General features: G+C 64.1%; 16 protein-coding genes and 1 pseudogene (1 of these 17 running past the window's edge). 13 read left to right on the forward strand and 4 right to left on the reverse strand.

Features of this window, described 5'->3' with window-relative positions:
- Positions 1-105 precede the first annotated feature (105 nt).
- Positions 106-795 (forward strand): annotated as a pseudogene (locus NKH29_RS20300) (helix-turn-helix domain-containing protein); the annotation flags it as partial.
- A gap of 9 nt (positions 796-804) precedes the next feature.
- The gene (locus NKH29_RS20305; RefSeq protein ID WP_023722289.1) at positions 805-1,458 is read left to right on the forward strand and encodes a Vgb family protein; all 654 of its coding nucleotides are present in this window, start codon (positions 805-807) and stop codon (positions 1,456-1,458) included.
- Positions 1,459-1,497: 39 nt separating this feature from the next.
- Here the strand turns inward: NKH29_RS20305 and NKH29_RS20310 are convergent, their stop codons facing one another.
- Positions 1,498-1,983 (reverse strand): MarR family winged helix-turn-helix transcriptional regulator, encoded by a 486-nt coding sequence (locus tag NKH29_RS20310; protein ID WP_023722290.1) that lies wholly within the window; start codon positions 1,981-1,983, stop codon positions 1,498-1,500.
- A 129-nt stretch (positions 1,984-2,112) separates the two neighbouring features.
- On the opposite strand from NKH29_RS20310, the gene NKH29_RS20315 reads away from it, so the two are divergent.
- Positions 2,113-2,985: a DMT family transporter gene (locus tag NKH29_RS20315; RefSeq protein ID WP_353000521.1), complete on the forward strand. Its 873-nt coding sequence runs from the start codon at positions 2,113-2,115 to the stop codon at positions 2,983-2,985.
- 3 nt (positions 2,986-2,988) lie between these two features.
- Here the strand turns inward: NKH29_RS20315 and ubiG are convergent, their stop codons facing one another.
- A complete protein-coding gene (ubiG, locus tag NKH29_RS20320) occupies positions 2,989-3,738 on the reverse strand; it encodes a bifunctional 2-polyprenyl-6-hydroxyphenol methylase/3-demethylubiquinol 3-O-methyltransferase UbiG (protein WP_023722292.1) in 750 nt (249 codons plus the stop codon).
- A 217-nt stretch (positions 3,739-3,955) separates the two neighbouring features.
- Here ubiG and NKH29_RS20325 point away from each other — a divergent pair, with 217 nt between their 5' ends.
- The 9 genes from NKH29_RS20325 (at position 3,956) to NKH29_RS20365 (ending at position 16,590) form a co-directional block, all read left to right on the forward strand.
- A complete protein-coding gene (locus tag NKH29_RS20325; RefSeq protein WP_023722293.1) occupies positions 3,956-4,522 on the forward strand; it encodes a putative glycolipid-binding domain-containing protein in 567 nt (188 codons plus the stop codon).
- Between the two features lie 195 nt (positions 4,523-4,717).
- Positions 4,718-5,971: an aspartate kinase gene (locus tag NKH29_RS20330; protein ID WP_352496390.1), complete on the forward strand. Its 1,254-nt coding sequence runs from the start codon at positions 4,718-4,720 to the stop codon at positions 5,969-5,971.
- Between the two features lie 130 nt (positions 5,972-6,101).
- Entirely contained in the window at positions 6,102-8,372 is a 2,271-nt protein-coding gene (gene ptsP / locus NKH29_RS20335) for a phosphoenolpyruvate--protein phosphotransferase (RefSeq protein WP_352483551.1), read from the forward strand.
- An 8-nt stretch (positions 8,373-8,380) separates the two neighbouring features.
- The gene (gene prfA, locus NKH29_RS20340; protein ID WP_352483552.1) at positions 8,381-9,460 is read left to right on the forward strand and encodes a peptide chain release factor 1; all 1,080 of its coding nucleotides are present in this window, start codon (positions 8,381-8,383) and stop codon (positions 9,458-9,460) included.
- A complete protein-coding gene (gene prmC / locus NKH29_RS20345) occupies positions 9,453-10,331 on the forward strand; it encodes a peptide chain release factor N(5)-glutamine methyltransferase (RefSeq protein WP_352818572.1) in 879 nt (292 codons plus the stop codon). Before prfA ends, prmC begins: the two co-directional genes overlap by 8 nt.
- 331 nt (positions 10,332-10,662) lie before the next feature.
- Positions 10,663-11,577, forward strand: coding sequence for a DUF4167 domain-containing protein (locus NKH29_RS20350; RefSeq protein WP_245278741.1), 915 nt, complete (start codon positions 10,663-10,665; stop codon positions 11,575-11,577).
- Between the two features lie 238 nt (positions 11,578-11,815).
- Positions 11,816-14,422 carry an ATP-dependent chaperone ClpB gene (gene clpB / locus NKH29_RS20355; RefSeq protein WP_352483554.1) on the forward strand — a complete coding sequence of 869 codons (2,607 nt, stop codon included), beginning with the start codon at positions 11,816-11,818 and terminating at the stop codon, positions 14,420-14,422.
- A gap of 100 nt (positions 14,423-14,522) precedes the next feature.
- Positions 14,523-14,888, forward strand: coding sequence for an MmcQ/YjbR family DNA-binding protein (locus NKH29_RS20360; protein ID WP_023722299.1), 366 nt, complete (start codon positions 14,523-14,525; stop codon positions 14,886-14,888).
- Positions 14,889-15,123: 235 nt separating this feature from the next.
- Positions 15,124-16,590: a L,D-transpeptidase family protein gene (locus tag NKH29_RS20365; protein ID WP_352789580.1), complete on the forward strand. Its 1,467-nt coding sequence runs from the start codon at positions 15,124-15,126 to the stop codon at positions 16,588-16,590.
- A gap of 20 nt (positions 16,591-16,610) precedes the next feature.
- On the opposite strand, the gene NKH29_RS20370 is transcribed toward NKH29_RS20365, so the two are convergent.
- Positions 16,611-17,243 carry a TMEM175 family protein gene (locus NKH29_RS20370; protein ID WP_353000464.1) on the reverse strand — a complete coding sequence of 211 codons (633 nt, stop codon included), beginning with the start codon at positions 17,241-17,243 and terminating at the stop codon, positions 16,611-16,613.
- Positions 17,244-17,413: 170 nt separating this feature from the next.
- Here NKH29_RS20370 and NKH29_RS20375 point away from each other — a divergent pair, with 170 nt between their 5' ends.
- A complete protein-coding gene (locus NKH29_RS20375; RefSeq protein WP_352896194.1) occupies positions 17,414-18,979 on the forward strand; it encodes an MFS transporter in 1,566 nt (521 codons plus the stop codon).
- 17 nt (positions 18,980-18,996) lie between these two features.
- Here NKH29_RS20375 and NKH29_RS20380 read toward each other — a convergent pair whose 3' ends face one another.
- On the reverse strand, positions 18,997-20,000 hold the 3' portion of the coding sequence (locus tag NKH29_RS20380) for a M23 family metallopeptidase (RefSeq protein WP_023722302.1). The gene runs 955 nt beyond the window's last position; 1,004 of the gene's 1,959 nt are visible here — the last part of the coding sequence; the start codon falls outside the window, past its right edge; the stop codon is at positions 18,997-18,999.

Genomic DNA, 20,000 nt, shown 5'->3' on the forward strand with positions numbered 1-20,000 from the left:
CCCCGGCCCCCCCCCCGGCGGCGGGCCCCCCCCCCCCCCCCGCCGCGCGGCCGCCGCCCGCCCCCCCCCCCCCCCCGCCCCCGGCCCCCCCCCCCCCCCCCCCCCGCGGCCGGCATCCCCGCGCTGACCGCAGAGGTGGAGAGCGCATCGCTGGTGCTGGAGACGCCGGCGGCACGCCTTGTCGCCCGTGGCGAGGAACGGCCCCTTCTGCTCGACGAAGTCGAAGCGCTCCTGGCGTCGGGGGCGCTCGTGGTGGATGCATGCCGCAATGTCGTGCGGGTCGCAGACACCGTCATCTCGCTGGCGACCCGCCCGGTGCTGTTCGCTGTTGCCCGCGCGCTGGCCGAAGCCTGGCCGGGGGACGTGGCAAGATCGACGCTTATTGCGCGCGCTTTCCGCGGAAAGGACGCGGACGAATCACATCGCGCGCGGTTACGGGTCGAAATCGGGCGACTTCGCGCGGAGCTTCGGAGCTTGGCCGATGTGAGCGCGACGAAGCGGGGCTTTGCCCTGGCGCCACGCCGCGCCGGCGAGGTCGTCGTGCTGGCGCCGCCCGTCGAGGACGATCATGCCGCGGTGCTCGCCTTCCTCGCCGACGGCGAGTCGTGGTCGAGCTCGGCCTTGGCGATTGCGCTTGGAGCCAGTTCGCGTACCGTGCAGCGGGCGCTCGAGCAGCTCGCCCAGTCAGGCAAGGTGCAGTCGTTCGGCCGCGGGCGGGCGCGTCGCTGGATGACCCCGCCGGTACCGGGTTTCCCGACAATCTTGTTACTCCCCGGCCCGTTGCCGGGCTACTAGGGTGGTATTATGAAACGATCCTCAGCCGAAATCCTCCGTGAATATGGACCCTTTCCGGGTGTCGACCACGTCGACGGCGTCACCTTCGACGGTGAGCATGTCTGGTTTGCGTCAGGCGACAGATTGAACGCCTTCGATCCGGCGAGCGGCAAAGTAGTGCGCTCGATCGATGTGGCGGCACACGCCGGAACGGCCTTCGACGGCCAGCACCTCTATCAGATCGCCGAGGATCGCATCCACAAGATCGATCCGAAGAATGGCCAGGTGCTGGCGTCGATCCCGGCGCCCGGCAATGGCGGTGATTCCGGGCTCGCCTGGGCCGAAGGAACGCTCTGGGTCGGGCAGCATCGGGGCCGAAAGATCCATCAGGTCGATCCCGAGACAGGGGCAATCCTTCGCACCATCGTTTCCAACCGCGTCGTCACCGGGGTCAGCTGGGTCGATGGCGAGCTGTGGCATGGCACCTGGGAGGGTGAGGAGAGCGATGTCCGGCGGATCGATCCTGAAACGGGAAAGGTCCTGGAGAAGCTCGATATGCCGCCAGGAACAGGCGTGTCGGGGCTCGAATCCGATGGCGGTGACCAGTTTTTCTGTGGCGGCGGAAACAGCGGCAAGATCAGAGCTGTCCGCCGGCCCAAACGAGGCTCCGCGGCCAGGATTTGAGTTTTCCACCTTCTCGGCCGGCCCTTTTGGCCGGTTTGGTTAGCCTAGGCTCGCGATCAATTTTTCGAGCAGGCGTGCCAGCATGACCTGCTCCGGGCGTATCAGGCCGGAAAGTATCTCGTGCTCGTTGGCAACGTGCGCGGCAACCGCCTCGTCGATCAAAGCGAGGCCCTTCCGGGTCAGTTGTACGACGATGCCGCGGCGATCGTCGGGATGCGGCCCGCGCTTGATCAGGCCGGATTTCTCAAGCCGATCGAGGCGGTTGGTCATCGCGCCCGACGTCACCATCGTCGCCTCGTACAGAGCGGTCGGCGTCAGCGCGTATGGCGGCCCGGAACGACGCAGCGTCGCCAGCACATCGAATTCTCCGGATTGCAGTCCGTAACTTGCAAACAGCGGCGCCAGCCGCTCCCGCGCGATCAACGAGGCAGCCTCGTTCAACCGTCCGAGCACGGCCATCGGCGAGACATCGAGATCCGGCCGTTCCTTTTTCCACTGCTCGATCGCTTTTGCTGCGCGATCCATGTCTCTCACCGTTATGTATCTTGACGTGAAGAATCTTTACCGTATCGTACCTCAGCTTGTGGTATCGGCCAAGTGCGAACAGGCGATGGGACGGCGATGAAATTTCTCTGAGACTCGGCGCTTGGCCTTCTGGTCGTCACCGGTGGACTGCTCGGCCTGACGCTGCCGTTCGGCAAGATCGCGACGGCGGCCGGCGTCCCCGCCATGGTCTGGGCCTTCGTCATCTCGCTTGGCGCCGGCGGCGTGCTTTTGTGCGCATTGCTGCTCAACGGGCAGCGCATGCGGCTTTCGCCGCACAGGCTGCGCTATTTCTTTGTCACCGCGGCCGTCTCCTACGCAATCCCCAATCTGCTGATGTTTTCAGCCATTCCGCATCTGGGCGCCGGCTACAGCGGCATCATGTTCACGCTGTCGCCGGTCGTCACGCTGGTGTTCTCGATGCTGCTCGGGGTCAGGCGCCCGACCATGCTGGGCATCGTCGGCATAGTCGTCGGTTTCGTGGGCGCAGTCATGGTGGCCGTGACGCGCGGGGAAGCGGGCCATCCGGCCGAATTTTTCTGGGTGGCGATGGGCCTGCTCATCCCGGTCAGCCTCGCCGCCGGCAACATCTACCGCACCGTCGACTGGCCTGAAGACACCGGCCCGATCGAGCTTGCCGTCGGCAGCCATCTGGCAGCAGCCTTGATGCTGCTTGCCGGCATTCTGATCCTGCTGGGCGGCAATGCATTCGGGTCGCTCGGCGGCGTGCCGCTGGTCGCTGCGGCACAGGCGGCATCAGCCTCGGCGATGTTCGCCTTCTTCTTCCGCCTGCAAGCGGTCGGCGGCCCGGTCTATCTCAGCCAGATCGGCTATGTGGCGGCGGCGGTCGGGCTGTTTGCCGGGACGCTCTTCCTCGGCGAGCGCTATCAGTTGCTGACCTGGGCCGGTGCGGTCATCATCACCGCCGGCGTGTTCATCACCACCAAGGCGCAAAGCCAGAAGACATATGGCCAGAAGGCGTAAGCTTCAGACGGATACCTTCTCCGCCAGCACCATGTAGTTGACATCCATGTCCTTCGACCGCTGCCAGCGGTCGGCGAGCGGGCTGTAGGTGACCCCGGTGCGGTCGATGACGGTCAGGCCGGCGCCGGCAAGCGCCTTTTCGAGTTCCTCGGGGCGCACCAGCTTGCCGAACTGGTGGGTGCCGCGGGGCAGCCAGCGCAGCACATATTCGGCGCCGATGATGGCCAGGCCCAGGGCCTTCAGCGTGCGGTTGATGGTGGCGACGAACATGATGCCGCCGGGCTTGACCATCTCGCCGCATTTGGCCAGGAACAGATCGACATCGGCGACATGCTCGACCACTTCCATGTTGAGGATGACGTCGAATTTTTCGCCGGCATCGGCCAGGTCTTCCGCGGTCATGGCGCGGTAGTCAACGCTCACGCCGACTTCCGCCGCATGCAGCTTGGCCACTTCGATGTTGGTGGCGGAGGCATCGGCGCCGACCACTTCGGCGCCAAGCCGCGCCATCGGCTCGCACAAAAGCCCGCCGCCGCAGCCTATGTCGAGGAAGCGCAGGCCTTCGAACGGCCGTGCCGCACGCGGATCACGGCCGAAGCGGGCCGCCACCTGGTCACGGATATAGGCAAGCCGGATCGGGTTGAACTTATGCAGCGGGCGGAACTTGCCGTTCGGGTTCCACCATTCGGCGGCAAGGGCGGAAAATCGTTCCACCTCTCCGGCATCGATCGTCGATCGTCGGGGCTCTGGCATGGCGTGGTCTCCTCGGACGCTAGGAAGTCGGGCGCAAGGCTGCGAATGTCAAGGCGCGAAATTCACCGCCGGCAGCGCGATGCGCGTGATGCCTGACAGCACCGCCTTTTGCCGGAGGCAATTGTGTCAGCACATGTCAGTTGATGGTGTCCCGGAAGGAAACACCAATGCCCTGGCGGACGAAGCAGAGACATGGTGATCGAAGGAGTGCACAACGATGCGAACGGTTGCTTCCATTCTTTGGCGCCGGCTTGACCAGGAAGGCCACGACGCTTGCCTGCTGTCGGAAGCGAGTTCCGGGTGGAACCTCAGGGGACACGCGCTTTTCGTCCAGGACGGCAAGCCGTGCAGCATCGCCTACGAGGTGGACTGCGATACCGGCTGGCATACGCGCTCGGCGCGTGCCGACGGCTTCCTCGGCACGCAAGAGCTGCATTATGGCATCGACCGGCTTACCGAGCGCCAATGGACGCTGAACGGCGAGCATCAAGCGGAAGCCGACGGTCTCATCGATGTCGATCTCGGCTTCACGCCTGCCACAAACCTTTTGGCGCTCCGCCGTTTTGCCCTCGATGTCGGCACGGCGACGCCCGCCCCGGCGGCCTATCTGACATTTCCCGACCTGAGGCTGACGCACCTGGAACAGACCTATCAGCGCGTCGATGCAGCACACTACGCCTATGCCGCGCCGCTGTTCGGCTACAACGAGATGCTGGAGGTCTCGCCGCTCGGTTTCGTCCTCGATTATCCGCGCCTGTGGAGAGCCACGGCACTGCAGGGCTGAAGCGAGCGGCATTTGCCAACAAGCAGTGCAGGCGTGACACTGCGCTCGTGTGTCGCCTGGCCGGCAGCGGCGGCATGCCTTGCGAAACCGCGATCATTTGGCTAAGGAGGCCGCGCATTGAGCGTCCGGCCCGGTCGGACGCATTTCCGCTTTTCGGCCCTCGGTCCGGCATTCAGTCAAAGGCATTTCGCTTCCATGGCGCGCATCGTGATGAAATTCGGCGGAACGTCCGTCGCCGACATCGCCCGCATCCGCAATGTGGCGCGTCACGTCAAACGCGAGGTCGATGCCGGCCATGAGGTCGCCGTCGTGGTCTCGGCGATGGCCGGCAAGACCAACGAGCTCGTGCATTGGACGCGCGAGGCCTCGCCGATGCACGATGCGCGCGAATATGACGCCGTCGTCGCGGCCGGCGAGCAGGTCACCGCCGGCTTGCTGGCGATCGCGCTGCAGAATATCGGCGTGCATGCCCGCTCCTGGCAAGGCTGGCAGATCCCGATCAAGACCGACAACGCGCATGGCGCGGCGCGCATTCTCGATATTGACGGCGCGTTCCTGATCAAGCGCTTCGGCGAAGGCCAGGTGGCGGTGGTGGCCGGTTTCCAGGGCATCGGGCCGGACAACCGGATCGCAACGCTCGGCCGCGGCGGTTCCGATACCAGCGCTGTCGCCATCGCGGCGGCGGTCAAGGCCGACCGCTGCGACATCTACACCGATGTCGACGGGGTCTACACGACCGATCCGCGCATCGAGCCGAAGGCGCGGCGGCTGGCCAAGATTTCCTTCGAGGAAATGCTCGAAATGGCCTCGCTGGGCGCCAAGGTCCTGCAGGTGCGCTCGGTCGAGCTTGCCATGGTGCACAGGGTGCGTACCTTTGTGCGGTCGTCCTTCGACGATCCCGATGCACCCGGAATGGGGGATTTGCTCAATCCGCCGGGAACGCTTATTTGCGACGAGGAAGAGATCGTGGAACAGCAGGTCGTCACCGGAATTGCCTATGCCAAGGACGAGGCGCAGATATCGCTGCGCCGCGTCGGCGACCGGCCGGGCGTCGCCGCCGGCATTTTCGGGCCGCTCGCCGAGGCCAACATCAACGTCGACATGATCGTCCAGAACATTTCCGAGGACGGCAAGTTCACCGATATGACCTTCACCGTGCCATCCGGCGACGTCGACAAGGCGCTTGCCGTGCTCGAACGGCTGAAGGCGACGATCGGCTACGATGTGGTGCAGTCGGAAGCCGGCATGTCAAAGGTCTCGGTCATCGGCATCGGCATGCGCAGCCATGCCGGCGTCGCCGCCACCGCCTTCAAGGCGCTGGCCGACAGGTCGATCAACATCCGCGCCATTACAACGTCCGAAATCAAGATTTCGATCCTGATCGACGGTCCCTATACGGAACTAGCAGTTCGCACTTTGCATTCCGTCTACGGTCTGGATAAGCAGTAGCAGATCGAAAGTCTTGGAGCGGCCTTTATGCGTTCAATTGGACGCACGGCGCTCTAATTGAGTTGTTGCGTTTGTGCCGCTGTGCAGGGCAACCTGCACCGGCTGAAATGCTATTGGAGAAGAAGCCGCGATGCGTGATTCGGCCAGTGGCCCGCGCGTTTTGCTGAAACGGCTCCGCGAGCTCATGCAAGAGCCGCTGGAGCCGCAGGAGCGGCTTGACCGGATCGTGCGCGACATCGCCTCCAACATGGTTGCCGAGGTCTGCTCGCTCTATGTGCTGCGCGCCGATTCGGTGCTCGAGCTCTACGCCACCGAAGGCCTGAACCCGAACGCCGTCCACCTGGCGCAGCTCAGGCTGGGTCAAGGCCTGGTCGGCACGATCGCGGCCTCGGCGCGGCCGCTCAACCTTTCCAATGCACAGGAGCATCCTGCCTTCGCCTACCTGCCGGAGACCGGGGAAGAAATCTACAATTCCTTCCTCGGCGTGCCGGTGCTGAGGGCAGGGCGGACGCTCGGCGTCCTGGTCGTGCAGAACAAGACCATGCGCCATTATCGAGACGACGAGGTCGAGGCGCTGGAAACGACGGCGATGGTGATCGCCGAGATGATCGCCACCGGCGATCTGGAGCGGCTGACGCGCCCCGGCCTCGAGCTCGATCTGCGTCGCCCGGTAAGCTTTACCGGCCTGTCCTTCAATGAAGGCGTCGGGCTTGGCCATGTGGTGCTGCACGAGCCGCGCATTGTCGTCACCAACCTGTTCAACGAGGACAGCGAGGAGGAGGTCAGGCGGCTCGACGCGTCCCTCGGCTCGCTCAGGCTCTCCATCGACGACATGCTGGAGCGCCGCGACGTCGCCTTCGAGGGCGAGCATCGCCAGGTGCTCGAAGCCTATCGCATGTTCGCCAACGATCGCGGCTGGGTACGCCGGCTGGAGGAGGCGATCCGCAACGGCCTGACGGCCGAAGCGGCGGTCGAAAAGGTGCAGAGCGACATGCGTGCCCGCATGCTGCACATGACCGATCCGTATCTGCGCGAACGGATGAGCGATTTCGACGATCTCGCCAATCGGTTGCTGCGGCAGCTTATGGGGCGCGGACCGGAGGATGTCGCGGCTTCGCTGCCCAAGGACGCCATCATCGTCGCCCGCTCGATGGGTGCTGCCGAGCTGCTCGATTATCCCAGAGACAAGCTGCGCGGGCTGGTGCTGGAGGACGGCGCGGCGACCAGCCATGTCGTCATCGTGGCCCGTGCGATGGGCATACCGGTCGCCGGCCAGATGAAGGGCGCCGTTTCCATGGCGGAAAACGGCGATGCCATCATCGTCGACGGCGAGGAAGGCGCGATCCATCTGCGCCCGCAGCCCGACCTCGAGGCGGCCTATGCCGAGAAAGTGCGCTTCAGGGCGCGGCGGCAAGAGGTCTATCGCGAACTGCGCAAGAAGCCGTCGGTGACCAAGGACGGTGTTCAGGTCGATCTTCTGATGAATGCCGGGCTGGCGGTCGATCTGCCGCAACTGGCCGAAGCTGGCGCGGCCGGCATCGGCCTGTTCCGCACCGAGCTGCAATTCATGGTCGCCTCGACTTTTCCGCGCGCCGAAGCGCAGGAGCGGCTCTATCGCGACGTGCTCGAGGCGGCGCGCGGCAAGCCGGTGACGTTCCGCACCATCGATATCGGCGGCGACAAGGTGCTGCCCTATTTCAAGGGGTCGATCCAGGAGGAGAACCCGGCGCTCGGCTGGCGCGCCATCCGCCTGACGCTCGACCGGCCCGGCCTGCTGCGCACCCAGATCCGCGCACTGCTCAAGGCGTGCGGCGGGCGCGAACTGAAGCTGATGCTGCCAATGGTGACGGAACTCGGCGAGATCGTGCAGGCGCGCGAGATCATCGATCGCGAGGTGCGGCATTTGTCGCGCTTTGCCCATCATTTGCCGACTAGCCTCAAGGTGGGCGCGATGCTGGAGGTGCCGTCGCTGCTGTTCCAGCTCGACGAGTTGATGAAGGCGGTCGATTTCGTCTCGGTCGGCTCGAACGATCTGTTCCAGTTCGTCATGGCGGTGGATCGCGGCAACACCCAATTGTCCGACCGCTTCGACCCGCTCTCGACGCCGTTCCTGCGTGTTTTGAAGAAAATTGCCGACGCCGGAGCGCGCAACCATACGCCGGTGACCCTGTGCGGCGAACTTGCCGGCAAGCCGATTTCGGCGATGGCGCTGATCGGCCTTGGCTACCGCTCGATCTCGATGTCGCCGGCTTCGATCGGCCCGGTCAAGGCGATGCTGACGGAACTGCCGCTCAGCGAACTGGAAGCGTTCTTCGACGACAATCTGATGGCGCCGGCGCAAGGCCTGCCGATGCGGGCGCTGCTGCAAGCCTTTGCCGACGACCGCTCCATACCGTTGTAGACTTCGCCATGATCAACCTGCCCCGCGACCGTATGGACCAAGTCGTCAAGCGTTTCGACATGCTCGAAGCGCAGATGTCGGCCGGGCCGGCGGCGGACGCCTATGTCAGGATGGCCTCCGAATATGCCGACATCCAGGAGATGGTGGCAAAGATCAGGGCGCTACGCGCCGCCGAGCGCGAACAGGCCGATCTGGAGGCGATGCTCGCCGACAAGGGCACCGACGCCGAGATGCGGGCCTTGGCCGAGGCCGATCTGCCAGGGGTCAAGCATCGCATCGAGGCGCTGCAGCAGGACATCCAAATCCTGCTGTTGCCAAGGGATGCCGCCGACGAAAAGAACGCCATTCTCGAAATCCGCGCCGGCACCGGCGGTGACGAGGCGGCACTTTTCGCCGGCGACCTATTTCGCATGTACGAGCGCTATGCCGCGGCGCATGGCTGGCGTTTCGAGACGGTGTCGGCCAGCGAGGGCGAGGTCGGCGGCTACAAGGAAATCATAGCCACCGTTTCGGGCAAGGGCGTCTTTGCGCATCTGAAATTCGAATCCGGCGTGCACCGCGTGCAGCGCGTGCCGACGACGGAGGCGGGCGGGCGCATCCATACCTCGGCGGCGACGGTCGCGGTGTTGCCGGAAGCGGAAGAGGTCGATATCGACATCAGGGCCGAAGACATCCGCATCGACACGATGCGCGCCTCGGGTTCCGGCGGCCAGCACGTCAACACCACCGATTCGGCCGTGCGCATCACCCATCTGCCGACCGGCATCATGGTGGTGCAGGCGGAAAAGTCGCAGCACCAGAACCGGGCGAAGGCCATGCAGATCCTGCGCGCCAGGCTCTACGATCTCGAGCGCAGCAAGGCGGACGAGGAACGCTCCGAATCGCGCAAGTCGCAGGTCGGCTCGGGCGATCGCTCGGAACGCATCCGCACCTATAATTTTCCGCAAGGGCGCGTCACCGATCATCGCATCAACCTGACGCTCTACAAGCTCGACCGGGTGATGATGGGTGAGCTTAACGAGATCATCGACGCGCTGATCGCCGATCACCAGTCGAAGCTGCTCGCCGATATCGGCCTCGATGGCTGACGGCCTGCCCGGCACGCTCGCCTCACTGTTGCGGGAGGCGCGAAACCGGCTTACCGCGGCCGGGATCGCGGATCCGGCGCTCGATGCCAGGCTGATCGTCGAGCATTTTTCCGGCACGACCCGCACGCAGGCCATCGCCGATCCCGAGCAAACGGTCGATGCGGGCGTGAGAGCAGCGATCGATGCCGCACTGCGGCGGCGTATCGCCGGCGAGCCGGTGCACCGCATCCTCGGCTATCGCGAATTCTACGGCTTGCGCCTGTCGCTTTCGCCGCAAACGCTGGAGCCGCGGCCGGATACCGAAACGCTGGTCGAGGCTATACTGCCCTTCGTCAAGGCAATGGCGGCACGCGAAGGCGGCTGCCGCGTCCTCGATCTGGGGACCGGCACCGGTGCCATCGCGCTGGCGCTGCTCAGCGCTGTCCCGGCCGCGACCGCCACCGGCGTCGACATTTCGCGAGAGGCGCTGGTCACGGCCATGCGTAATGCCGGGGAATTGGGGCTCGCCGGTCGGTTCACGGCGCTCAAATCCGACTGGTTTGAAAAAGTTTCTGGCCGGTACCATGTAATTGTCGCAAACCCTCCCTATATACCCTCAGACGACATTGGAAATCTGCAGGACGAGGTCCGCGGTTTCGATCCACGCCAGGCCCTGGATGGCGGCGTGGACGGTCTGAGCCCCTACAGGAAGATCGCCGCAGGAGCGGCAGCCTATTTGGAACTCCAAGGCAGGATTGCGGTCGAGATCGGCCATACGCAGCACCAACAGGTTACGGGGATATTCTCCGCGGCCGGGTACTGTCCGGTCGGGGTGTTTCGTGATCTCGGCGGAAACGACAGAGTTCTTGTGTTCGAACAGTGGAAGCCGTGATGCAGTGCGAAAAAAGCGCTTGGCAATACCGGGGAATGCGGCTAGGGTCGCCTTAACCGGATGAGACGAAGCAGGCAGTGCTCTTAGCGATTCGGTTTTCCTTGGAAATAGCTGCCTTCTTGCGCAAACGACGCCCAAGCTTCGTGCGGGAATCGTCCGGCAAGTGAAGTAACCGGAACAGGATGGCACGTGGCGCCAACGCAATTGATGCGGGCGAACGCCGGTGAAGGAACGAAACGGCTGGCCGCATGAGCGCCTCCGTTCGTGAAGAGTTTTTCGAAAATTTCAAAGTGAAGAGAGTCTAATGAGGCCACAACAGCAAAACAGGCGCATGCGCGGTCGCAACAACAATGGCGGCGGCGGCGGCAACAACAATAACAACAACAACCGTAAGGGGCCGAATCCCCTGACGCGCAACTATGAGAGCAACGGTCCGGACGTGAAGATCCGCGGATCGGCTCAGCAGATTGCCGAGAAGTACGCAACCCTTGCCCGTGACGCGCAAAGCTCCGGCGACCGGGTGATGGCGGAAAACTATCTCCAGCATGCAGAGCACTATAACCGCATCATCGCAGCCGCTCAGGCACAGATGCCGATCCAGAACGCGCAGCAGAATCGAGATGATTTCGACGATGACGGCGACGAGGATCGCGATGAGTTCGACAATGCCGGCAACAACAATGCCAACGAGGCCTCGGCTTCGGCCAATCACGGTGCCGGCCCGCAGCCGGTCATCGATGGCACGCCGGCCGAGCTGGCTCTGAACCAGGAAAACAGCCGCGACAATCGGGGCGGCCGCGACAACAATGGCGGACGCCACCGCGACCGTCGCCCCAATGGCGGTTACGGCCAGAACGGCCAGCGCGGCGAATATGGCGCGCGCGGCGAGCAGCAGGGTGGTCAGCGCGTCGAACAGCCACGGCGCGACGAGACGCCGGCGCAGGCGGAGCCCGTGCCGGCCGCTGAGCCGGTCTTTGTGAGCGAGCCCGCACCGCAATTCGAAAACCTTTCGCCGGCGGGTCTCGCCGCCCAGGCCGAGCTCAACGAAGCCGCGGCCGAAAACAGCCCGGCCCGCCGCCCCAGGCGTCCGCGTCGTCCGCGCCTCGATGTCGAACAGGCAAATGGCGGCAACGACAATGCCGGCCCTGACAGTTCCGGCCCTGACAGTGCCGAAACTGGCAATGTCGATGCGGCGCCGGCTGAAGACGCCGGCGGTCAACCTACTATTGCCGACGTCGAGAATTGATCGAAGAAACGTTCAGGCGATCTTAGCGCATCCTTTACCCTGGACGGCGGAGAGAAATCTCCGCCGTTTTTGTTTTGCGCGCTCGGAATATTATGCGTTCGCCAGTGTCGAGGCGTCTTGAGGGTCCGTGGTTTGCGTCCCATATCTTGCGTGAACAGGATCCGGCTCGAACGGGCGGGTCCGTCACCGCAATCCGATCCGGTGCCGCGAAGCGGGCCGGTGACGGAAGGAGACAGGCATGAATCTTGAAAAATATTCCGAGCGCGTGCGTGGCTTTATCCAGTCCGCGCAAACCATGGCGCTTTCCCGCAGCCACCAGCAATTCACCCCCGAGCATATTCTTAAGGTCCTTGTCGACGACGACGAGGGCCTGGCTGCGTCGCTGATCGAGCGCGCCGGCGGCAATGTCCGTGACGTCAAGCTCGGCGTCGAAACGGCACTGGAGGCAATGCCCAAGGTCGAGGGCGGCAATGGCCAGCTCTATTTGGCGCAGCCGCTGGCAAAGGTGTTCTCGACCGCCGAGGAACTGGCCAAGAAGGCCGGTGACAGCTTCGTTACCGTCGAACGGCTTTTGCAGGCGCTTGCCATGGAAAAGTCGGCCAAGACCGCCGACATCCTGTCCAAGGCGGGTGTCACGCCGCAGGCGCTGAACCAGGTCATCAACGACGTACGCAAAGGTCGCACCGCCGATTCGGCGAGCGCCGAGCAGGGCTACGACGCGCTGAAGAAATACGCGCGCGACCTGACGGCGGACGCCCGCGCGGGCAAGCTCGATCCGGTCATCGGCCGTGATGACGAAATTCGCCGCACCATCCAGGTGCTGTCGCGCCGCACCAAGAACAACCCGGTGCTGATCGGCGAACCCGGCGTCGGCAAGACGGCGATCGCCGAAGGGCTGGCGCTGCGCATCGTCAATGGCGATGTGCCGGAATCGCTCAAGGACAAGCAGCTGATGGCGCTCGACATGGGGTCGCTGATCGCCGGCGCCAAATACCGCGGCGAGTTCGAGGAGCGGCTGAAGGCGGTGCTTTCCGAAGTCACGTCTGCGGCCGGCGGCATCATCCTGTTCATCGACGAGATGCACACCCTGGTCGGCGCCGGCAAGGCGGATGGCGCCATGGATGCGTCGAACCTGCTGAAGCCGGCGCTGGCCCGCGGCGAGCTGCACTGCGTCGGCGCCACCACGCTCGACGAATACCGCAAGCATGTCGAGAAGGATGCGGCCCTTGCCCGCCGCTTCCAGCCGGTCTTCGTCAATGAGCCGACGGTCGAAGACACCGTCTCGATCCTGCGCGGCCTGAAAGAGAAATACGAGCAGCACCACAAGGTGCGCATCTCGGATTCGGCGCTGGTCGCGGCCGCTACGCTGTCAAACCGCTACATCGCCGACCGCTTCTTGCCGGACAAGGCGATCGATCTCGTCGACGAGGCCGCCTCGCGGCTCAGGATGCAGGTCGATTCGAAGCCCGAGGCGCTGGACGAGATCGATCGCCGCATCATGCAGCTCAAGATCGAGCGCGAGGCGCTCAAGGTCGAGAAGGACGATGCCTCGAAGGACCGGCTCGCCCGGCTTGAGAAGGAACTCTCGAACCTCGAGGAGGAATCGACCGAGCTGACCTCGAAGTGGCAGGCCGAGAAGCAGAAGCTCGGGCTTGCCGCCGACCTCAAGAAGCAGCTCGACGAGGCGCGCAACGAACTTGCCATTGCGCAGCGCAAGGGCGAATTCCAGCGCGCCGGCGAACTTGCCTATGGCAAGATCCCGGAACTCGAAAAGCAGCTGAAGCAGGCTGAAGCCAGGGATGGCAAGGCCGGCATGGTCGAGGAAGTGGTCGGCCCCGATCACGTCGCTCATATCGTGTCGCGCTGGACGGGGATCCCGGTCGACAAGATGCTGGAAGGCGAACGCGACAAGCTGTTGCGCATGGAAGACGAGGTCGGCAAGCGCGTCGTCGGCCAGGGTGAGGCGGTGCAGGCGGTGTCGAAAGCGGTGCGCCGTGCGCGCGCCGGCCTGCAGGACCCGAACCGGCCGCTCGGCTCGTTCATGTTCCTCGGACCGACGGGCGTCGGCAAGACCGAATTGACCAAGGCACTGGCCAGCTTCCTGTTCGACGACGAGAGCGCCATGGTGCGCATCGACATGTCGGAGTTCATGGAGAAGCACTCGGTCGCCCGGCTGATCGGCGCGCCCCCCGGCTATGTCGGCTATGAGGAAGGCGGCGCGCTGACCGAAGCGATCCGGCGGCGGCCCTATCAGGTCGTGCTGTTCGACGAGATCGAGAAGGCGCATCCGGACGTGTTCAACGTGCTGCTGCAGGTGCTCGACGACGGCCGGCTGACCGACGGGCAGGGCCGTACGGTCGACTTCCGCAACACGCTGATCATCATGACGTCCAACCTCGGCGCCGAATATCTGGTCAATCTCGGCGAGGACCAGGATGTCGACGTGGTGCGCGACGAGGTGATGAATGTGGTCAGGGCTTCGTTCCGGCCGGAATTCCTCAACCGCATCGACGAGGTGATCCTGTTCCACCGGCTGCGCCGGCAGGATATGGGCCGCATCGTCGAAATCCAGCTCAAGCGGCTGGAAAACTTGCTTGTCGACCGCAAGATCGCGCTTTCGCTCGATCAGGAGGCGATCGACTGGCTGGCGGCCAAGGGTTACGACCCGGCCTATGGCGCGCGGCCGCTGAAGCGGGTAATGCAGAAGGAATTGCAGGATCCGCTGGCGGAAAAGATCCTGCTCGGCGAGATCCTCGACGGCTCGACCGTCAAGGTCACCGCCGGGTCCGACCGGCTGAACTTCCGCTCGAAGCCGGCGGTCGTGGCAACCGAGGCGGCCGCCTGACTTCAAGGCAAGAGCCTGTTCCATCCTGATGGATTCGGATGGGCTCCTCTCTTCTCTTATGACCATGATCTCATGGTCTAACATCATTGGCGGGGCGCAGATGACGCTGGACGATTATAACAGCTTCTGCGCCTCGCTGCCTTCGACGACCCATGTCGTGCAGTGGGGCGGCGCCCATGTCTGGAAAGTCGGCGGCAAGGTGTTTGCGATCGGCGGCTGGAGTGAAGGCAAGGAGCCGTTCGTCACCTTCAAATGCTCCGATATCGCCTATGACGTGCTGAGGGAACAACCGGGCCTTCGGCCGGCGCCCTATCTCGCCTCGCGCGGCATGAAATGGATCCAGCGCCAGACAGGCGAAAGCATGGATGACGAGGCGCTGAAGGATTATCTGCGCGAAAGCCACCGTCTCGTCGCGCTGAAGCTGACGAAGCAGGCGCGCAAGGAATTGGGACTCATTGCCGGTTGATCTGCCAGAAATCCGCCATCTTCATGCCCGGTTCATATTGGAACCTTATCGTACGCAAGTGATTTGCTGGCGAAGGGGTTCGCGACCACATCGGCCCGAAATCGAGTTTTGATTTTCGCAAAGCACGATGCGGAGATTTAAAGCGTTAGAGTGTCCTTAAGCCCAAAAGGACGCGCGGCGCTCTTGAGAGACAATGCCGGCGGCGGCAATTACGGACCGGAGAATTTTGGCCACCATGTTGCGCACCATCTTTACCCTTTCAGCGCTTGCTGCCGGGCTGCTGGCTTCGAATACGATGGCATCGCCGATAGTGGATACTGCGCCACGGGTGGGTCGTGCTGCCGATGACGGCGGCATTCTTGTCGCCCAGAACGGCAATCTCGACATCTATTACGACGCCAGGGGAAACCGCGTCATCGTCGATGCGGAGACCGGCAAGGTTATCGCCATCCAGCCGCCGCAGACCAGGCTCGATCGCCGTGCCTTGCGCCGCGAGCGCCTGCGCAATCTCGGACCGGTCGAAGACGACCGCTATTATCTTGACGATCCGGAGGACACGGCGCGGTTCCGTCGCAGGCAGTTGGAAGACGAAGGCAGGGTCATCGTGCCGCCGGCTGACGAGTACGACCCCTATGGCGACAATTCGGCAGAAGTCTTCCCCGAAGCGCCGCGGGATGACGGCGGCTATGGCAACAATTTTCCGGAGGAAGCGCAGCCGGTGAAGCCGCGCACCATTGAGCGCCAGCCGCTCAATGAGGCTTCGATCGAGCCGGTCGAACCGACAGTGCCGGGCGAGCAGGCGGCCTTGCCGCCAAGCACTGGTGGCAAAACGGCGGTCGACCCGTCGTTATCGCTCGGCGCCCGCCAGGACGTGGCGGCGCTGCAGGTGCTGCTCGACCGTGCCGGTTCTTCGCCAGGCGTCATCGACGGACGCTTCGGCTCGAATGTCGACAAGGCGCTTGCCGCCTATAACGAGATCACCGGCAGCAATCTGAAATCGACCGACGCGATCGGCATCCAGGCCGCCCTGGCGCAATCCGGTGGCGATGCCTTCGCCTCCTATACGATCACGCCCGAGGATGCGGCCGGCCCCTATGTCGCCTCGATACCGGAGGACTACAGCCAAAAGGCCCAGCTCGACCGCATGGGCTACACGTCGGTGCCCGAGGCGCTGGCCGAGCGCTTCCATATGGATGAAAACTATCTAAAGTCGCTCAATCCGGACGCCAATTTCAGCCGCCCCGGCACCATCATCAAGGTCGCCAATTTCGGCAGGCTGGTGGCGACGCCGGTGGCGCGCATCATCGCCGACAAGGCCAACAAGCAGGTCCGCGCTTATGATGCGGCGGGCAAGCTGGTCGCGGCCTATCCGGCGACCATCGGCTCGTCGGACACGCCGTCGCCGTCCGGCACGCATACGGTGTCGCGTGTCGCATTGGACCCGAATTACACCTACAATCCGAACATCAATTTCAAGCAGGGCGAAAACGACCGGATCCTGACCATCCCGCCGGGGCCGAACGGCCCGGTCGGCTCGGTCTGGATTGCGCTGGACAAGCCGACCTACGGCATTCACGGCACCCCGGATCCGTCCAAGATCGGCAAGACCGAAAGCCATGGCTGCGTGCGGCTGACCAATTGGGACGCGCGCGAGCTGGCCAAGATCGTGTCGCCCGGCGTCACGGTGGAGTTCGTCGACTGAGTTGAGCGTTTTTGCTCCACTCACCCGATGATCTTGCGCAGCAATGGCGCGCGTAGCGCCGCCGCATAGATCAGCTGCACCACCAGGATGAAGCCGACGCTGAGCAGCGGGCTGACCAGGCAGAGTGCAGCGCCGATCGCCCACAGGATCTGCGCCTTGACGATGCGCAGATAGACCGTTCGGGTGGTCTCCGCATCGACGCCTTCCGCCAGGAGGCCGTTTTTGTCCGCATAGCGCCAACTGGCGAGCAGCGTCAGCCCGAGCATCAAAAGATTGAGCCAGTAGACGAGCACGGCGGTTCTGAATTCGAGGAAGTCGGCCAAAAGATCGGTCGAGAACGGCAGCAAGGCGATGAAACCGAGAAAACAAAGGTTCAGCGTGGCAAGCCGCCTGTCGGACTTCGCGATCAGCCCGTGCTGCGCCTGCTGGCCGAACCAGAAGATGGTCAGCGTCAGGAAGCTGAGCGCATAGGTCAGAAAACGCGGCGCCAGTGCTGCGACCGCGGCGATCAACTCGTTTTCGGAATGCACCGTTTCATGCGCTGGCACCCTGATCTCGAGAACGATCAGGGTGAGCGCGATGGCGAACACGCCGTCGGTGATGCCGACGACGCGCCCACGTCCTTCCGCCGAGGGTTCGAGCGGTCGTTTCATGCGGGTATTTTCCCCCTTGCCAGTCGCGCTGCAAGAAGCTTAGCACGGCATCGGCCGTTTGCACCCGCACTGGCGTGGTCCTGCCTGCATGGCCAGGTTCGGGCTGGTTTCAACGAGAACAGCCTGCTGGCCGGTTGTCGCTGGCCCCCCGGCGGTCTAGGTAAGGCAGCATGCACACGCCAACCAAAGTCGGTACCGGCGCCGTTCCCCTGACCGGCTCACTTCCGTCCGATACGTTTTGCCCGCAGGCGCAGCGGCGGTTCGTGCTGATCGCGGCGATCCTGGCTTCCGCACTCGGCTTTATCGACGGATCGGTCCTGGCTATTGCGACGCCGGCGATCCGCGTCGACCTCGGCGCCAGCCTCGCCGAGGCGCAATGGATTTCCAATGCCTATGCATTGACGCTTTCAGCCCTCATTCTCGTCGGCGGCGCCGCTGGCGATCGCTTCGGCCTGCGCCACTCCTTCGTCGCCGGCATCGTCCTGTTCATCGCCGCCTCGCTTGCCTGCGCGTTGGCGCCTAACCCGGCGGTGCTTATTGCGTTTCGGGCTATCCAGGGTGTTGGAGCGGCCGTCATGGTGCCGGGCAGCCTGGCCATTATCGCCAAAGCCTATCCGAAAAAGGAACGCGGCCGGGCGATCGGCATCTGGGCGGCGGCATCAGCGCTGACGATGGCGCTCGGTCCGGTGCTGGGCGGCTTCGTGCTGTCGGCCTTCGGCGACGGCATCTGGCGGGCGATCTTCGCCATCAACCTGCCGCTCGGTCTTATCTCGATCTATCTTCTGCTGGCCAAGGTTCCCGCCGACGCGCCGGCGGAAAAGCGCAGCCTCGATCTCGGCGGCGCAGCACTCGCCATATTGGCGTTCGGAGCGCTCGCTTACGGCCTGACCTCGATGAGCGGTGACGGGGAGGGGCTGATGTCCGGCCCGAGTATTGCCGCCGGCGCAGTTTTGCTCGTCGTGTTCATAGTCTTCGAACGCCGGCGGCGCGAGCCGATGATCGACCTATCGCTGTTTCGGATTGGGGCGTTTGCGGGCGCCAATGTGGCGACCTTCTTCCTTTATTTCGCGCTGTCGGCCAATCTGTTCTATCTGCCGATGCTCATGATCGCCGGATGGGGGCTGAGCACGGCCGAGGTCGGCTTCATCTTCCTGCCGCTGTCGGCATTGATCGCGCTGCTGTCCGGGCCGGTCGGCCAGTGGTCCGACCGCATCGGGCCTCGCTTTCCGATCGCCAGCGGCAGTCTGGTGGTGGCTGTTGCCTTTGCCGGGCTTGCCTTGCTGGCCTATTGGGGCATCCACAATTTCTGGTTGGGGGTGTTCCCGCTGATGGCGCTGATGGGGTTCGGCATGGCGCTGGTGGTGTCGCCGCTCTCGACCGCCATCATGACGGCGGTCGAGGACAAGGATACGGGTGCGGCCTCGGGCATCAACAACGCCGTCTCGCGCATCGGCGGCCTGATTGCCGTGGCGGCGATGGGATCGCTGGCGGCCTGGGTCTACGCTGCCGTGCTCGATACCGGTGCCGGCTCCGGCATTCCGGGTTTCGGCGAACCGGCGCCCGCCGGCCTGGCGCCCGATCTCGATGCGGCACGGCTTGCCGCCAGCGACGCGGCATTCGCGGCCGTTGCCGCAGTGACCGCGCTGCTTTGCCTGCTTTCGGCAATCACCGCCTGGACGACGGTTTCCGGCGAGCGGCTGCCATGGGCGCGCGACACGGCGAATCAGCAGGGCTGACGACGAAAAACGTCGGCTCAGCCTTCGATCTTGGCGCTCGCTACCTTCAGCTGATTGCTGTCTTCCTGCTTGAGCAGGTCGTCGATGCGTTCGCGCTCGCGCTTGAAGGCGACGAGGTCGTCGCCCTTCAGCGTCTTGCCGACCGGCAGGCGGACGCGCATCGAATCGACCTTGGTGCCGTTGACGATCAGTTCGTAATGAAGATGCGGACCGGTGGAGAGGCCGGTTGAGCCGAGATAGCCGATAACCTGACCCTGGCGGACGCGAACACCCGGCTCGATGCCCTTGGCAAAGGCGCTCTGGTGATTGTAGGACGTCTCGTAACCATTGGCGTGCCGCAGGATGATCTGCTTGCCATAGCCGCCAGCCCAGCCGGCCTTTTCGACGACGCCGTTGCCCGCGGCAATAATCGGCGAGCCCACCGGAGCTGCCCAGTCGGTGCCGGTATGCATTTTCACATACCCCAAAATGGGGTGGCGCCTGGCACCGAACCCCGACGTAAACCTGCCATTGGGCAAGGGATTGCGAAGCAGAAACTGCTGGGCGCTGCTGCCGTTTTCGTCGAAATAGTCGGTGCTGCCGTCCTGCATCTGGAAACGGTAGAAATTTCGCGTCGTGCCGCCGAAAGTCGCGGAGACGTAAAGCAGCTCGGATTCGTCGGACGCCTGGTCGTCGCCATCGGGCTGCGAGAACAGCACCTCGATGCGATCCGTGGGACTGAGGCGCGACTGGAAATCGACACCGGATGCCAGCAACTTGATCAGCCGCTGCGTCATCGCCTTGGACATGCCGTAGGAATAGGCGGTGCGATAGATGCCGTCATAGACGTTCGGTAGATTGCCGCGCACCACGGGCGCAGGCGAATCGTCGAACGCCGTCAGCAATTCGGGATTTGGCTCCGGCTCCTGCGCCGGCACGTATTGGTCGCGGTCGTCGAGCGCGATGGTGACGATGTGCTGGGTCCTGTCGTAAACGCTGGTGCGAACGATCTTGGCGGCGTCGCCATGCACCTCGAGCCCGA

The organism is Mesorhizobium sp. M1295, from assembly GCF_040318135.1.
In the GTDB taxonomy this organism is placed as follows: Bacteria; Pseudomonadota; Alphaproteobacteria; order Rhizobiales; family Rhizobiaceae; genus Mesorhizobium.